General features: G+C 72.6%; 13 protein-coding genes. 3 read left to right on the top strand and 10 right to left on the bottom strand.

The features are described from left to right. Positions 1 to 113: 113 nt before the first annotated feature. From WME82_RS10620 to WME82_RS10610, 3 genes are read right to left on the bottom strand one after another with little or no spacing between them, the layout of a single operon-like run. Entirely contained in the window at positions 114 to 473 is a 360-nt protein-coding gene (locus WME82_RS10620; protein WP_438042725.1) for a L,D-transpeptidase family protein, read from the bottom strand. Continuing rightward, positions 470 to 1,654 carry an ARPP-2 domain-containing protein gene (locus WME82_RS10615; protein ID WP_438042724.1) on the bottom strand — a complete coding sequence of 395 codons (1,185 nt, stop codon included), beginning with the start codon at positions 1,652 to 1,654 and terminating at the stop codon, positions 470 to 472. Before WME82_RS10615 ends, WME82_RS10620 begins: the two co-directional genes overlap by 4 nt. Next, positions 1,654 to 3,231 (bottom strand): hypothetical protein, encoded by a 1,578-nt coding sequence (locus WME82_RS10610; RefSeq protein ID WP_438042723.1) that lies wholly within the window; start codon positions 3,229 to 3,231, stop codon positions 1,654 to 1,656. The genes WME82_RS10615 and WME82_RS10610 overlap by 1 nt, the downstream gene beginning before the upstream one ends. Before the next feature lie 777 nt (positions 3,232 to 4,008). Here WME82_RS10610 and WME82_RS10605 point away from each other — a divergent pair. Beyond that, positions 4,009 to 5,265 (top strand): alpha/beta hydrolase, encoded by a 1,257-nt coding sequence (locus WME82_RS10605; protein ID WP_438042722.1) that lies wholly within the window; start codon positions 4,009 to 4,011, stop codon positions 5,263 to 5,265. 284 nt (positions 5,266 to 5,549) lie between these two features. After that, the gene (locus tag WME82_RS10600) at positions 5,550 to 6,635 is read left to right on the top strand and encodes a hypothetical protein (protein WP_438042721.1); all 1,086 of its coding nucleotides are present in this window, start codon (positions 5,550 to 5,552) and stop codon (positions 6,633 to 6,635) included. A 13-nt stretch (positions 6,636 to 6,648) separates the two neighbouring features. Here WME82_RS10600 and WME82_RS10595 read toward each other — a convergent pair whose 3' ends face one another. From WME82_RS10595 to WME82_RS10565, 7 genes are all read right to left on the bottom strand, one after another. Continuing rightward, on the bottom strand, positions 6,649 to 7,260 hold the full coding sequence (locus WME82_RS10595) for a hypothetical protein (protein ID WP_438042720.1): 612 nt from the start codon (positions 7,258 to 7,260) through the stop codon (positions 6,649 to 6,651). A gap of 112 nt (positions 7,261 to 7,372) precedes the next feature. Beyond that, a complete protein-coding gene (locus WME82_RS10590; protein ID WP_438042719.1) occupies positions 7,373 to 7,834 on the bottom strand; it encodes a DUF6036 family nucleotidyltransferase in 462 nt (153 codons plus the stop codon). Positions 7,835 to 8,198: 364 nt separating this feature from the next. Further along, positions 8,199 to 9,221 (bottom strand): TauD/TfdA family dioxygenase, encoded by a 1,023-nt coding sequence (locus WME82_RS10585; RefSeq protein ID WP_438042718.1) that lies wholly within the window; start codon positions 9,219 to 9,221, stop codon positions 8,199 to 8,201. 87 nt (positions 9,222 to 9,308) lie between these two features. After that, positions 9,309 to 10,742: a hypothetical protein gene (locus tag WME82_RS10580; protein WP_438042717.1), complete on the bottom strand. Its 1,434-nt coding sequence runs from the start codon at positions 10,740 to 10,742 to the stop codon at positions 9,309 to 9,311. After that, entirely contained in the window at positions 10,702 to 11,742 is a 1,041-nt protein-coding gene (locus tag WME82_RS10575; RefSeq protein ID WP_438042716.1) for a hypothetical protein, read from the bottom strand. Before WME82_RS10575 ends, WME82_RS10580 begins: the two co-directional genes overlap by 41 nt. Further along, positions 11,739 to 12,485: a nucleotidyltransferase domain-containing protein gene (locus tag WME82_RS10570; RefSeq protein ID WP_438042715.1), complete on the bottom strand. Its 747-nt coding sequence runs from the start codon at positions 12,483 to 12,485 to the stop codon at positions 11,739 to 11,741. The genes WME82_RS10575 and WME82_RS10570 overlap by 4 nt, the downstream gene beginning before the upstream one ends. Before the next feature lie 3 nt (positions 12,486 to 12,488). Next, a complete protein-coding gene (locus WME82_RS10565) occupies positions 12,489 to 13,949 on the bottom strand; it encodes a DUF692 domain-containing protein (protein ID WP_438042714.1) in 1,461 nt (486 codons plus the stop codon). Between the two features lie 101 nt (positions 13,950 to 14,050). On the opposite strand from WME82_RS10565, the gene WME82_RS10560 reads away from it, so the two are divergent. After that, positions 14,051 to 15,028, top strand: a complete 978-nt coding sequence (locus WME82_RS10560; protein WP_438042713.1) for a D-2-hydroxyacid dehydrogenase family protein — start codon at positions 14,051 to 14,053, stop codon at positions 15,026 to 15,028. Positions 15,029 to 15,050: the final 22 nt, after the last annotated feature.

Genomic DNA, 15,050 nt, shown 5'->3' with positions numbered 1-15,050 from the left:
CCGTCCGTGGTCGCGAAACTACCGTTCGCCGAGGCGGGCGGCGAGCGCCTCGGCGAGCGCGGGGAGCCGCGCCGGCGGCGACGCCGAGGCCGCTGGTCGTCGCTCATCCAAGGTCAGGGTTGGATGGTGACCTTGGTCCCGACCGGCACGAGCGCATAGAGCACATCGGCATCCTCGTTGGTCAGGCCGATGCAGCCGTCGGTGGGCCCCCAGAGCTTCTGAAGACCGGCGGCGTTGGCGAGACGGATCCAGGCGCGCGCCAGGCCGGCGAGGCGGGGGTCGCTGCCGTGGATGCCGATCGCGCCTCCCGGCTTCTCGATGCCCTTCGCGCGGGCGCGATTCAGGTCATCCACGTTCGGGTACGAGACGCCAAGGAAACGATAAAACCGCTTGCTCTCGCGCTTGCCCGTACGGGAGCAGCGCGACCACGGCCGCGGGCCCGCACGTGAACGAGCTGGTAACGGCGCGCTCACCTCGTCCGCTTCAGCGCCGCCTTGAGCACGTGCTCCGCGATGAGGTAGCCGAACCCCTCGCCCTCGATGCGCCGGATCAGCTGGTCGCGCGTGGTCCGGAGCGCCGACGCCGTGGCGTTCAGGTTCCACCCGTGCGCCGCGAGCTGCTGGAGGAGCCGGGCGCGCCTCACCTGCCCCGCCGCGAGCCGGTACGTCTTCGCGTACTCCAGCGTGCCGTCCTCGCGCACGATCGCCTCGCCGATGTGGTTGTCCAGCGACGGATCGAGCTCGGTCATGAACCGCTGCAGCGAGAACGGCCCCGCCCGGTACACGCGCTCCGCCGCGATCGGCCGGCCGAGGAGCCCCGCGGCCGTGTCCACGTGCAGCGCGCCGGCCTCCGCCCGCGCCCGGCCGAGCGCGGCCCGCAGGTCGTCGAGCGAGCCGATCTGCGCGGCGTCGAAGGGGTGCTCGAGCGCCTGGCTGTCGCCGTTGTGGCGGGCCGCGTAGAGCAGCGTCTGCTCGTAGAAGTCCTCGATCAGCGTGCGGTGCAGCGCGCGGTAGTCGTCGGGGTGCGACACAACGAACACCGACGCGAGCAGCTCGCCGACGAAGAGCAGGACGCCGCACTGGCCCTCGTGGATCTCGAAGACGCGCAGCGCGTCCTCCAGGCTCGGGATCGCCCGGCCGGAGAGCGATACCTCGGTGCGCGGGTCGAGGCCGCGGGAGATCGCCCGCCGCGAGTACTCGGACCAGGCGATCTCGGGGGCGTTGAAGTGCAGCGCGAGGAAGCCCTCCATCGCGAGGTGCAGCGGCAAGAGGCGCAGGCGGTTCCGCTCGGCCGGGTCTTCGCCGCGCGCCTCGCGCCGGGCCATGCGGTGGAGCAGCTGGACACCGCACCCCCACCTGCTGAGTGGGTTTCGGACCTCCGGCCCCGCGAGCGCCGCGCCGTAGGACGCGACCGGCGAGCCGTCCTCGGTCCACCCGATCACGAGCGCGTGCGGCACGTAGGAGCAGTAGGCCGTGCCGTCACCGAGATCGACGATCGACCAGGCGTCCTCGTGTCTGCGGCCGGCGATGCGCAGGTCGTCCCGCGGCGCGTCCCGGAGGAGCGGGACCAGGCGCACGCCCGCGAAGACCTGGGCGTGGGTTGCGGTGAGGCCCCGGAGCGAGAGCGATCGGAGCAGGGTCGGCGCCTTGGCCATCAGGGCACCTCGAGCGCCGCGGCGGGCGCCGCTTCTGCGGGCTCGGCGGCTGCTGCCGACTCCACGGCGTCTGCCGGCTCCACGGCGTCTGCCGGCCCCGCATCCGCAGCTGGCTCCGCGGCGCCCGGCGTCCGGGCGTGCCGCGAGAGCAGCGTGGCCGCGCGCTGCGCGAGGTAGCGCTCGAGCTCCGCGAGCGGCGCCGTGCCCTCGGCAAAGCGGGCGAAACCGAGGACCGTCGGCAGGTCCTCGGCGTCGCGCAGGCCGACCGTCGGGATCGACGGGCCGAGCGCGCGGGGCGCGTAGCGCTCGCTGTCGAACACGGGGTTGATGTGGACGATCGACGTGCGCTGCCCCGGATCGAGCCGCGCCCGGAAGCAGCGGGCAACCTCGGCGGCGGCGCCGGGCGGGTCGTTCTCGAAGCCGTCCGAGAGGACGACCACCACGTCGGGTCGCCAGGCGAGCGCGTCGAGCAGCGGCGTCGCGAGATCGGTCTGGCCGCGCGCGCCGACGAGGATCTCGTCGGGCGTGGGCGCGGTCCAGAAGGCGCGGTACTCGCGGGCGCCGGCGCGGAGCAGGTAGCTCACGCCGAGCGCGACGGCGAGCGGGCGGCGGCGCTTCTCGCTCGATCCGGACGCCGAGTAGCTCCGGTCGAGCACGGCGGCGACGCGCCCGAGCGCGGCTGGGCTCTTCCTGAGCGCGCGGGCGGCGGCGCGCTCGAGCGCCGCGTGGAGCTCGTCGCGGCGCTCGCGCCGGACCTTCTCGGGCAGCGAGAGCGCATAGAGCGCGACGCGCGTGAGCGGGGCGCGGCCGAGGTCGACGGCGAGGTCGACGTCCTCGCGCCCGGCGGCGCGCTGGAGCCGGAGGCGCTCGCCCTCGGTCATGCGCGGCGCGGCGCGGCGCAGGAGCTCTTCGCGAGAGACGCCGCGGGCGGCGGCGAGCCCCTCGGCGACGGTCAGCGGCAGGTCGAAGATCGCCTCTTTCGCGTAACGCGCCTGCCGCGCGCGCTCGAGGAGCGGCGTCTCGAAAGGCGCGCGACGCCCGGGCTCGAACAGGAAGGGCCCGACCTCGCCGGGGAGCTGGAGGTGGGCGTGCACCGCGAGCGCGCGGAGGTGGGCGCGGTACTTGACGGCGTCGAACGCCGGGTCGGGCCGGCCGGCGAGGTAGCCGCGGATGACGGCGCGCGCGCGGCGGTTGTTCACGCGGCGCTCCCGGAGCTCGCGCAGCGCCCGGAGCGCGCGCTGCGGCGGGAGCTCCCGGAGGGCCGCCGCGATGAGCGAGCCCTCCTCGCCCCGGTCGGGAGCGGGCGTCTCGGCGCCGGTCGCGAGGAGGTTCACGGCGATGCGCGCCTGGTTGAAGTGGTTGATGCCGGCGGCGAGCGTGCGCGCGTAGAGGCGGCGGTAATTGCCGAGGATGTACTCGTGGAGGAACTCGATGGAGACCGCCTGGCCTCCGGAGGTGCCATAGAACTCGGCCTGCCCGGTGCACGCGAAGCAGGCGTTGATGAACATGACGAGGTCCTCGCGCTCGACGCGCTCGGTGTGAAAGCGTGCGGGGGGCGCGGTGGGGGCGGGGGGCATGGCAAAGAGCCGCCCGGGGAATGGTGGGGCGATCAACCTACGACAGTTTCCAGACTGGGATCGGAAATCGCCCCGAAGTCCCACGGGCGGCAACCGGCAGCATACACCTGAAGGGGCACCTCGAAGGACAAGATCCCCCTTGACGACAAGATCATCGCTGGCAGCGCTGAACGTCTCCACCCTGCCTGCCATGTCTTCGTCCCCCGCTCCGAATTCAGTCAGGGCAAGGGTGGCGAACAACGGACAGACATCCACCTCACGAAGCAGGCCCTCATCGCCTGGGAGGGCACGAAGCCTGTGGTTGCGACCTTGATGTCCCGCGGACTCCTTGTCCCTTGATCGCTTTCCCCGAGGGAGGCAACGCGGCGTGTGGGGCGAGCCGCCCCTGGCACGCGTGCCCGCACGGAAAAGTTCTTGGTACAGCGTCACTTTTCCAGGAGGAGGCGAATCGAAGATTTCCTATGTCAACAGGCACGTGCGGCGTGGCTGTACGATGAGAACGTTCACACGGGGCGCTTGACATTCGGATCGCATTTGGATTCTCTAGCCCTTCGGATCGAGTTTGGATTTCCTCGCCCTGTTGCTCCTCGGAACGCCTGAGGCGTAGTTTTGCATGCCAGCTGCTGCGTGGTGCGCGACCCGTGCGTCGGCACGTGCCGCTTGCTTGGGACACCACGGTGACAATGCCAAATGCGCCAAAGCGCTTGTAGCGCGGTCCATGGAACTAGCGCGGGCCATGGAACTCGAGTTTGAGTTTTACCCACGTTGGAGGTCCCCATGCCCTTAAAGAACTGGCCTGCTGTCCTTTCGCTCTCGGTCATCTCTGTCCTCCCCGCCGCGGTGTATGCCAGCGACCCCGCTGATCTTCCCCTTCCGCCCAGGGGCTTCGATGCCAGGGACGCCAACATTCCCCATGGAAAGGTGGACGTCTCCGTCAGCTATCCGACCCGAAACTACGGAATGCGGAAGGTGACGGTCTACATGCCGCCGGGGTATTCGACGAACCAGAAATATCCTGTCGTTTACCTGCATCACGGAATCGGCGGCAATGAGGTCTCCTGGATCGGCCAGGGGAGCAACGAAGGCAATGCCGACAATATCATGGACTATCTGTACTCGAAGCAGATGGCCAAACCCATGATCGTCGTGATGCCCAGCGGCAAGATGGACGGAGCGGACGATTTCGCGCGCTTCGCAAACTTCGGGGACGTCCTGCTCAACGACCTGATCCCCTGGGTCGAGAGGACCTATTCCGCCGCCACCGACGCCGATTTGCGGGCCATCTCCGGCCTGTCAATGGGCGGGGGGCAGACCTTCAACTTCGGGTTCCCCAACACCGATGTCTTCCATTACATCGGACCGTACTCGGCTGCGCCCAATACCCAGCAGCCAAGCCAGACCATCAAGGATGTGGCTGCGGTCAAGAACAACGTGAAGCTCATCTTCATCTCTTGCGGCAGCACAGACGGCCTGATCGGCAATAGCAGAAACTATCACGACTTCCTGGATCAGAACAACATCGACCATATTTACCAGATCGAGCCGAACGAAGGCCATACCAAGACCGTCTGGAACCGCAGCTTTTACAACTTCGCCCAACGCATTTTCCTCGACGGGGGCGCGACGGGCGCCGGTGGGGCGGGCGGGGCCGGTGGGGCGGGTGAGACCGCGGGCAACGGCGGTAGCGCAGGGGACGGAAGCGGAAACGGCGCAGGCGCAGGGGACGGAAGCGGAAACGGCGGTAGCGCAGGGGACGGGAGCGGAAGCGGCGCAGGCGCAGGGGACGGAAGCGGAAACGGCGGGGGCGTGCCCGGTGGTGCCGTCACGACAGGCGGTTCTGAAACGGCTGGCGGGCAGGTTTCGAGCAGCGCGAGCGGCGGCACCGACCAGGGTACGCCCGTGACGGAGGACTCTGGCTGCAGCGTCTCGGTCCCCGGGTCCGAACCCGGAACGCCGCCTTGGCGCTTCGGGATCCATCTTGCGGCGATCGGAGCCATGCTCTTCGGAGCGCGAGCAAGACGGAATCGAGGCTGAGCGGCCGAGCGTCGCTCGAGCTCGCACAGCGTAGAAGACGGCGGATAGGGGAGGTAGCCGACTTCGTCGATGCAGGATGGCGAGCACCTCCCGAAGCCAGGGCTTGTCGGCGAGTGGCTGGAGCGCCCGCGCGATGCGGCGCGCGGAGCCAGTTTCCGACGTCGGCGTGAGACCATCGGAAGCGCGCCCACATGATACCCTCGCGCCGGCCAGTGCGCGGTCGGGGCTCCCTCTCTCTGCTCGCAGCATTCCTCCTCCACGCGGGCGGCGTCGTCGCGGCTCGTGTGCTCGTGCCCGAGAGCCTCGATGTGCCGGCACGGGCCGGCGCGGGCGACCAGCGCGATTCGCTCCTGGAGCTGGCCCCCGACGTCGTGCTGGACGAACCCAGGACGCCGGAAGCCCGGGCGGCGGAGCCCCGCCAGGGCCTCGCCCTGGCAAGGGGCGTCGATCCCGGCTTCTCGCGTGCCGCGCCGAGAGAGCGGGGCAGAGCGCTGCCCGAGGCGCCTCCTGCACGAGCATCCCGCTCCGGCGCGGCGACCCACGATCACGCGCCGCCGGACGCGGCTCACGCGCTGCCGGACGCCGCCCACGCGCCGCCGGACGCTGCGCACGCGCCGCCGGATGCTGCACACGCGCCGTCGGACGCCGCCCACACGCCCCCGGGCGCGCCCGACTCGCCTCCCCCCGCCGCGGCACCTCCAGGCCTGGGCGGCGCGCCCATCTGGGTATTGCCAGGTGTCTTGCCGGTGGAGCCCCCAGCGCGTTCCCGTGCTTCCGAGCGCCCCCTCGCCCCGGTGCGCCCCGTCCCGGAGCGCTCCGCACGGAGCGACGCGGCCAAGGACGGGCGACAGCCGGTCCTGGTCTTCCCCGCGGCGGGCGTGCTCGCCTCTGCTGTCGCGGAGGAGGTGTCGTCGTCCGCCGTGCCGCCGGACTCCGAGAGCTCGTTCGAGCTCACGCTGGACGCGAAGGGACGGCTGGTCTCGGTGCGCTTCCTGGAGGCGAACACGGGGAACGGCGACGACTTCCGGCGCGTCGCCCAGGCCGTGTTGAAGCGCTTCTCCGCGCGTGCGCTGGCGATGAACGGCGACTTTACCGCCGGGAGCAGGGTGACGGTCCACGTGACCAGCCGGGTCGTCATGCCGGATGGGACGTCGCACGGGATCCCGACGCCGACGAAGAAACCTGGAGACGGCAGGTCGATCATCCGCGAAGACTCGCTGGACGATCGCTTCAGGTCGCCTCATCTCGCGCCGTCGCCCGGCGTGAAGCTGCCCAAGCTGACGTTTCGCTTCGATCTCGCGAACATCGGCGCGCAGCGCCGGAGGGTCGTCAGCACGCGGGTCGAAGCGGTGCCCGCCGCGCTGCCCTAGCGCGAGCAGGCCTCTACTCCGGCCAGACCTCGATCCAGACGAACAGCACCTGTCCGGCGGCCTGGTTGTCGACCGCCACCGGATAGACCGTGCGCGCTCGGAGCGCCTCGACGAGGTGACCGTGGTGGATCGCGAACCGCCCGATGAAGTCGTCGTTCACGAGATCCCTGTCGATGAGCTCACCGCTCAGGCGGACATCCGGCGTGAGCGGCACGCGGTACCAGGTCGGCGGGCCTTTCCATCCGGGCGTGCAGGTGTCGCGTTGCCCCGGGCGATCCAGCGCGCGCCTCCCGAGCGACCGGCCGCCCGCGAACAGCTCCGCCGAGCCGAAGGGCTCCGGCGGCTCGGTCCCCGCCCCTGCCGCCTCCGCCGCGAAGCCGGCCACGCTGGCGGCCGCCGCGACAGGGTGCTTCGTGCGGAGCAGGCCGCCGATGGCGGTGAGCGCCTCCGCCGGGACCGCGCCCATGCCGTCCCATTGACGGCCGTCCGCCTTGGCCGGGCTGATGACGGCGCCGTCGATGGAGATGCGGACATGCGCCGGCAGCGGCGCCGCCGCCGGCTTGCACGCCGCGCAGCCAAGGGCGATCCCGCACAGCGCGGCCGCTCCGAGAGGACGTGACGCCATGCCTCGAGAGCGTATCCCGGCGGCCGCGCCGCACCAACACCGAAGCGCGCGCGGGGGCGCGGCCTGGTGCGCTGGTCGCGCCGCGGCATCTCGCGGCGAGCCTGTCAGGACGTCAACCGCGCTGGAGCCGGACGAGGCGCTCCAGCGCCTCGACATCAGCGCGATCCTGAGGTCGATCTGCGGCCCGCTTGTTCGCGATGAGGTCCTCGATCGCGATGACCGGACAACGGACGTTCTCTGCAAACGCGACCTCGACGCGGCGTGGCCACGCCTCGCCAAACTCGACGCCGGAGATCTGCGTCAGGACATCGATACGTCGCGGCGGCACGCCCATCATGAACCCGATGCCCGGCGTAGCGAGCTCCTGCTCCGTCAGCTCCGAGAGCGGTGCCCCGAAACGACGCAGGGCATCCATCACTCGCGCCGCGTTCTCAGGGCTCGCTTCGACCCAGATATCGAGGTCCTTGGTCGCGCGCGGGCGGCCGTGCACGCCAACGGCGTAGGCCCCGATCACCAAGAACTTCGCGTCAACGGCGCACAGGGCGGAAATCAGATCGAGGAAGTCTTCGTTCATGGGCGGATCCCGGGAAGGCCAGCTCGAACAGCTCCTGACTCAGCTTCCAGGTGACCTCGGCACGCTGGTGGATGGGGATGGAGCTCCAGAAGAGGGCGTCCGCTTCGGCTTGCGCCTCGTCCTCTCCCGGCCGAAAGACGCGCATCATCCAGCCTGCGCGAGCCAACCGCCGCGCTTCCGCAGCCTCGTCACCTGCGCTCATGGCCACACTGTACCATGCCGCTTGGCGGAGCCGATGGACAGGCCAGCGCAGCTGCGACCGCATCGACCCGGCGGACGTCCACAGCGCCGTCCACGCAGCTTCCGCCCGCTCGGCGGGCTCTCCCTCGCACGCTACCAGGCTGTCAGCCGGCGCAAGCGCTGCTCACCGGCGGCTCATCCGCCCGATCGCCTCGACCAGCGCGCCGTCGTCCGCGCCCTCCGCGTCGCCCGAGAGCGCCTCCTCCGCGGCGGCGAGCGCCGCGTCGCGGAGGCGGTAGAGTTCGGGCTCGGGGATGCGCTCGCGCGAGGCGAGGACGCCCGGAGGGACGCCGCGCAGCATCTCCAGGACCAGGCCCAGGCGGCGGCGGGCCTCGGGCAGCGGCGGCGCGCCCAGGCCGAGCCGCCGCCGCGTGGCCCGCGGCCCTCCGGCGAGGCGGCGCGCGGCGGCCTCGGCGACATCGGCGGCGAGCGCGTTGTACGCCGGCGGCGACGGGAGCCGCGCCTCCATCCAGACGAGCAGCCGCACGAACTCGCGCGCCCCCTCGAACGCCCGCCGCCCGTGCAGCATGCGCCGGTTGTCGACGACCAGGATGTCCGCCGGGCCGAGCGACAGCTCGATCACCTCGCGTCGCGACGCCTCGACGAACCGCGCGAGGCGCGCGGCGATCGCGTCCCCCGGCGGCACGACCGGCGCGTGCGTGAGCGCGAGCGCGCCGCCGCGGAGCGACACGGTGGGCCCGAAGAAGTCGCCGAAGACGAACGGGATGCGCCTGTACACCGTGAAGAGCGCGCGGAAGAGCCCGGGATCGGCGCGCTCGATCGTCGAGAGCAGCGGCCAGCCGTCGAGCAGGAGGCAGCCGCCGCCGCGCTCCGCCGGCCTGACGCAGGCCATGATCTGCACCGCCGGGGGCGCGCCCGCGAAGCACTGGCTGTCGGTGTGGAGCGGCGCCGCCGCGGAGCTCGCGGCGAACGACCTGCCGCCCGGCACGGCCTTGATCGGCTGCCGCTCCACCAGGAGCGGCCTCGCCCCGAGGAGCCGCTCGGCGAAGCTCCACGGCGCCCGCGCGGCCTCCTCCGGCGCCAGCGCCGCGTCGCCGCGGAGGACCGAGAAGCCGCGCGCCGCGAGCTCGTCGAAGAGCCTCGCCGGACCGCCCTCCGGCCCGGGCCAGATCCATCGCTCGCTCATGGGCGCGCTCCGCGAGGGGGCTCGAAGGGCAAATTCATACCATCTATCCAGCACAACCAGGCCCGCTGGCGGCGCCGTCCACCCCGCTCACGCATCGAGGAAGCGGGCCTCCCGGAAGCCGGCCCGGAGCAGATCGCGCGGGATGGGCACGATCCGGAGCAACGGCGCGCCCTCGGGCACCTCGATCGGCGCCCCGAGCCGGCGCACATGGAACACCGCCGGGGTCGCGAAGAAGGCGTCGGTTGCGACCACGCCGCGCATCACGTCGTAGCCATCGCCGTGGACACCGTCGAGCAGGCTCGACCAGCCCGGCGGCGTCCGGGTGAAGGCCCACGGCTTCACGAAGAAGTGCGGCTCGCCCGGCGGATGCGGCGTGAAGTACTTCGTCAGGTACCAGAGCGCCCCGCGGTTCGCGGCGAGGAAATCGTCGCCGAAGGTCCGCGCGAACGCGCGCTCCACCGCGGCCGCCCCGTCGGCGAGGCGCGGCGCCTCCGGCGCGACGGCGAGCGTGTGCCCGTCGAACGTCGCGCGGAACGGGACGGCGTTCCTCACCACGATCGACGCGAGCCGCCGAGCACCCCCGCGCCAGGGGACCGGATCCGGCCCGGCCGCGGTCGTGACCTCGGTCACCTCGGTGATCTCCGGCGCCGCCGGCCCGGCGACGACCAGCCGCACGCGCGCCGGCCCGGCGCTCCCCTCGCGCGTGCTCCCCTCGCGCGTGCTCTCCCTGCCCGCGCTCCCCTCGCCCGCGCTCGCGTTCCGCCCACCCGCCGTGCCTCCGACGAGCCGCCGGTACTTGCGGGTCACCTGGCCCTTCTTCACCGCGAAGTACTTCGCGTCGTAGAACTCCGCGTGCGCCCGCCCCACCTCGGGCGCATCCGCGAGCGAGCACGCCTCGATCTGCACGTCGGGGAGCACGGGCGCGATGCAGCCGATCTCCCCCTCGAGCTGCAGGCGCTGCGGGGCCTCGTCGCGGACGCGCAGCTCGACCACCAGCGGGACGAACGCGCCGTCGTCGGCGAGGTACGCCTCGCTCACCTCGATCAGCGCGTTCCGGCGGTTGGCTGCCCCCGCGACGCGCAGCCACAGACCCGGGTCGGGGCGCACCAGCAGCCCGGTCCAGAGACGCAGGCGGGGCGGCCCCAGCCCCTTCCGGCACGTCCAGGCGAGGCCGCCGCGCAGCGCCCGGTGCCATGCCCCTTCCGGCGCCAGGAAGCCCTGCGAGACAAGCCGCGTCAGCGCGGCGCGGTGGGCGCGGGCGAGCGCCTCGCGGTGCTCGCCCGCCGGCTCGGCGCGGAGCGACCCAAGGCGCCGCCGCACCGCGATCGGCCGCGCCAGCGTGATCTGGAGCCCGAACGCGTTGCCCTCGAGCAGCGGCACGCACGCCTTCGCCACCCGGAGCGGCACCGCGCCGTCGAGATCGCCGGTGCGCCGGGTGAGCCGGCACAGGCCGAGGGCGTCGAGCACCTCGAAGCGGGCGTCACCCGCCGCAGCCACCACCACCGCCGCAGCCGCCTCCACCGCCGCAGCCGCCGCCGCCCCCGCAGCTCGACGAGCTGCAGCTCGATCCGCCGGACGAGCCGCCCCCCGTCGAGACCGGGGGGGGCGGGGTCATCGCGTAGACCATCGGCCCGAAGAGCGGCGACATCGCGAGCGCCGCCGTGCCGCTCGCGGCGACCGTCAAGCCGATGTCCACCGCCTCCCGGCGGCGGCCGCTCGCGACGTCGGAGCGGAGCGAGACGGTCGAGTCGTCGAGCCACCTCAGGTAGTCCGACTTCATGGTGCTGTAGGCGCTCGCGGTCCGCGCCACGATCCACGTGGCGACGAGCAGCGCGATCATCTCCACCACAAGGAACGAGTAGGGCCGGTCGAGCTCCTCCGCGCGGATGGCGCGGATCAGCCCCACGCCGAGCAGGCCGACGCCGACCGCCCACACCACGGCCGAGAGGGCCGTCATCGTCCCCCGCGGGCGCAGCATCCCCGCGGCGGCGAGCTCGCCGCGGAGCTCCTTCTCGAAGCGGGCCGCGATCTGGTCGGCGGAGGCGCGCACCTGATCGAGCGAGAGCGTCACCGTCTGCTGGCCGTGCGCGCCCCTCGACGAGAGCGAGCTGAAGAACGACGCGAGCACCCGGTCCGGCGGGGGCGAGCCGACCAAGAGGTGGAGCGCCTGCGGCGCGTCCTTCGCGTCCCCCGCGGGGACGAGCCAGCCCGCGCCCATCGCGACCGCGATCAGCGTGGCGGCGACGCCCTTGTTCCCGTCGCGGAGGTACGCGATCGCCCAGTACTCGTCCGGCTGCGGGATCCAGCCCGCCGAGAGCCGCTGCCGCCACGCCGGTGAGCGGTACGACGCGCCCCCCGCGGGGACGCTCGCCTGCCCCGCTCGATCCAGGGAGGCGCCGACGGCGCTGCGCACCAGGATGGCGACGACGAGGCCAGAGACCGAGAGCGCCAGATAGAAGAGCAGGAACGCCGGCCCCGACGCCATGTTGAACGGGAAGAAGTCGAAGATCTCGTGGATCATCGCGCCGCCTCCGGGTGCTCCAGCCGGTCGACGTCGTCGACGGCGCGCGCGAGCAGCTCCGCCAGCGCCGCGTAGGCCGGGCCCGGCGCCTCGTGGACGCGCTTCAGCGGGGCCACGTCGACGCCGAGGAGCTTGCCCGCTCCCGCGAGCACCGTGCCCAGATCGTCGCCGCCCTCGATCCCGTGCAGGCCGAGCAGGGCGTGGAGCGGGCCGCGGATCTGCTTCACCTTGCGGGAGACCGCGCCCTTCAAGGCGTCGTCCGCGCCCATCCCGTCCACCACCGCGCGCCGGAGGCGGATCTGCGCCTCGCGCAGCTCCTGCTCGACGCGCAGGCGGCGGTTCTTGCCGTCGATCACGAGCGCCGAGAACGGGTCGCGGCCGGAGAGGAGCACGTGGCACCGGCGGATGTCGTCGTAGAGCAGCGGGAACACGTCCGCGGCCCGCGGGATCTCGGCGGCGGTGAGGATCATCGCCTCGATGCGGGCCGCGTAGCGCGCGATCTGGAGCGCGTTGGCGATCGCGTCGAGGCTCTGGCGGGAGGCCTCCCCGAGCACCACCATCAGATCGACGTCGCTCTGCCCGTCGCGGTAGCCGCCCCGCGCCGCGCTCCCGTACACGAGCAGGCACGAAAGCTCGTCGCCGAGCGTCCGCTCCAGGCTCTCCTTGAGCTCGACGAGCCGCGCCTGCACGGGCGCCGGCAACCTGGAGACAGCGCTCCCCGTGGCGATGGATCCCTCGTTCATGGTCTACCTTCGCGGCTCGATGAGCCGGACCTCGGCGCTCGAGCCAATCCCCTTGATCGCCCAGACTACCCGACCTCCCGGCAGCCGCTCTCGTCGAATGAACGGCAGGAGCCTGGGCCTGACGCTCCCGTCGCCCGCGGGCCCGACGAAGCGGGCGCGGAGCAGCAGGCGGTCGACGATCGCCTCGGGCGCGAGCCGGGCGTCGTCCACCGCCGCCGCGGCGATGCGGAGCGCGTCGGCGACCGCCGTGAGGCTCGGGGCCCGCGGCGACGCCTCGACGCACCGGGCCCCGAGGCGCGCGGCCGCCTCGCGGTGAGACGAGAGCCGCGGCAAGAGCGGGAGCGCGTCGTCGACGCGCTTGCGCTGGAGGATCGCCCGCGACCGGGCGACGTCCTCGGCGTCGAACGGAGCCACGGCCTCCGGCGGCGGATCGACGGGTGAGGTGAGCAGCTCGGCCACGCGGGCCTGGACCTCGGCGAGCGCCGACGCCTCGAAGGGTGAAGCATCAAGAGAATTTTGCAGCAAGATGGCGCGAGAGGCAGGCAACCCCGGTCGGGCCGGCGCCAACCTGGGTTCGGCCGGTGTGGGCCCGGCCAACCTGGGTCGGGTCAACGTGGGTCGGGACGGCGCGGACCGGCCGATCGCCCTCGCGGTGGCGATCTCGGCCGCGAGCGCGGCAAAGGGCGGGAAGTCACCGTCGCGCTCGAGGAGGATCGGGAGCGGCCCGCTGCGAGCAACAACCTGGGCCAGCAGATCGAACACCGGCGCGGGGACCGGATGGGCATGCGTGTCGAAGTAGAAGCCGTGCTCCACGACGCCGCCGGCGATGTGGATCATCGCCACGCGCTCGAGCGGGTAGGAACCGACGAGCTCCGCGGGATCGACGCCGGCGTTGACGGCGTTCGCATAGACGTTGCCGACGTCGAGGAGCAGATCGCACCCGGTGCGGGCGACGACCTCGGCATAGAAGTCCCCCTCCCCGAGGGCGTCGCCCGGGAACCGCAGCGTGCACGCCGCGTTCTCGAGCAGCAGGGGGATGTCCGGGAGCGCACGCCGGGCGGCGGCGACGTTCCGCGCGACGGCGCGCGCCGCCTCGAGCGTGTACGGCAGGGCGGTGAGGTGGCCGATCTCCCGGCCGCCGCCGCGCACGAACGCGACATGCTCGCTCACGACCGGGGCCGAGAGCTCCCGGCAGAGCGCCCCGAGGCGCCGCGCGCGATCCATGTCGATGCCCGAGGCGCTGCCGAGCGAGAGCTTCACGCCGTGGGGCACCACCGGCCAGATGCGCGCGATGGCCGAGGCCTCGCGCCGCGCGGCCGGGCTCGCGAAGCAGGCCTCGGCGACGACCTCGACGAAGTCCACCGCGCCGGGCGCGGACAGCAGATCGGCGGCGAGCTCGGGGCGGAATCCAACGCCGACGGCGCCGGCGCCGGAGAAGGGCGAGCTGGGGGCGGGCACGAGCACGCGGGGACCTGCCTCAGTCTGCCCTCGCGGAGGGATCCGGAACAGAGGCCATCGGGATCGGCTAGAAGTCGAGCTCACCCGAGATGAGAGAGGCAGCATCCATGCGCGTGGCGATCCTCGACGACTACCAGGGCGTGGCGCTCGGGATGGCCAACTGGCGGAGCCTCCACCCGGCGGCAGAGGTGCAGGCCTTCACCGACCACCTCGACGACCTCGAGGCCCTGGCCGCGCGGCTGCGCGCCTTTCAGGCCGTGGTGCTGATGCGCGAGCGCACGCCGTTCCCGCGCGCGCTGTTCGAGAGGCTCGACGGCCTCCGGCTGCTGGTCACGGCGGGCATGCGCAACGCCTCGATCGACCTGGCGGCCGCGACCGAGCGCCGCGTCCAGGTCTCGGGCACCGACATGCTGCCTTACCCGACGGCGGAGCTCACCTGGGGGCTCATCCTCGCGCTCTTCCGGCACATCCCGGCCGAGGACCGCGCCGCGCGGGGGGGCCGCTGGCAGACGACGCTCGGCGTCGGCCTCAAGGGCAAGACGCTCGGGCTCGTCGGGCTCGGCAAGCTCGGCGGCCAGGTCGCGCAGGTCGGCCGCGCCTTCGGCATGGAGGTCGTCGCCTGGAGCCAGAACCTCACCGCCGAGCGCGCCGCCGAGGTGGGCGCCCGGCTCGTCCCGAAGGACGACCTCTTCGCCGGCGCGGATGTCGTCAGCGTCCACCTCGTGCTGAGCCCGCGCACCCGCGGGCTGGTGGGCGCGGCCGAGCTCGGGCGGATGAAGCCGACCGCGTTCCTCGTCAACACCTCGCGCGCCCCCCTCGTCGACGAGGCGGCGCTGCTCGCCGCCCTGCGCGCCCGGCGCATCGCCGGCGCGGCGCTCGACGTCTTCGAGCCCGAGCCGCTGCCCGCGGATCCCCCGCTGCTCGCGCTCGACAACACGGTGATCACGCCGCACCTCGGTTATGTCACCGAGGAGGGCTATCGCCTGGTCTATGGCCAGGCGGTCGAGGACATCCGCGCCTTCCTCGACGGCAAGGTGCTGCGGCCCTTGAACCAGCTCCCTGTCGATCCGGCCCCGCTCGGATAGGCTCCGCCGCCGCGCCCCGCGC

It is taken from the genome of Sorangium sp. So ce128 (assembly GCF_051525245.1).
In the GTDB taxonomy this organism is placed as follows: domain Bacteria; phylum Myxococcota_A; class Polyangia; order Polyangiales; family Polyangiaceae; genus Sorangium; species Sorangium cellulosum_B.
Note: the sequence above shows the minus strand (reverse complement) of the source record. Positions and strands in the feature narration are given on the sequence as shown.

What these genes read in the sequence shown, in the direction of transcription:
- WME82_RS10615 (WP_438042724.1), bottom strand. Translation starts at nt 1,654, where the DNA reads ATGGCCAAGGCGCCGACCCTGCTCCGATCGCTCTCGCTCCGGGGCCTC.
- WME82_RS10610 (WP_438042723.1), bottom strand. Translation starts at nt 3,231, where the DNA reads ATGCCCCCCGCCCCCACCGCGCCCCCCGCACGCTTTCACACCGAGCGC.
- WME82_RS10605 (WP_438042722.1), top strand. Translation starts at nt 4,009, where the DNA reads ATGCCCTTAAAGAACTGGCCTGCTGTCCTTTCGCTCTCGGTCATCTCT.
- WME82_RS10595 (WP_438042720.1), bottom strand. Translation starts at nt 7,260, where the DNA reads ATGGCGTCACGTCCTCTCGGAGCGGCCGCGCTGTGCGGGATCGCCCTT.
- WME82_RS10590 (WP_438042719.1), bottom strand. Translation starts at nt 7,834, where the DNA reads ATGAACGAAGACTTCCTCGATCTGATTTCCGCCCTGTGCGCCGTTGAC.
- WME82_RS10585 (WP_438042718.1), bottom strand. Translation starts at nt 9,221, where the DNA reads ATGAGCGAGCGATGGATCTGGCCCGGGCCGGAGGGCGGTCCGGCGAGG.
- WME82_RS10575 (WP_438042716.1), bottom strand. Translation starts at nt 11,742, where the DNA reads ATGATCCACGAGATCTTCGACTTCTTCCCGTTCAACATGGCGTCGGGG.
- WME82_RS10570 (WP_438042715.1), bottom strand. Translation starts at nt 12,485, where the DNA reads ATGAACGAGGGATCCATCGCCACGGGGAGCGCTGTCTCCAGGTTGCCG.
- WME82_RS10560 (WP_438042713.1), top strand. Translation starts at nt 14,051, where the DNA reads ATGCGCGTGGCGATCCTCGACGACTACCAGGGCGTGGCGCTCGGGATG.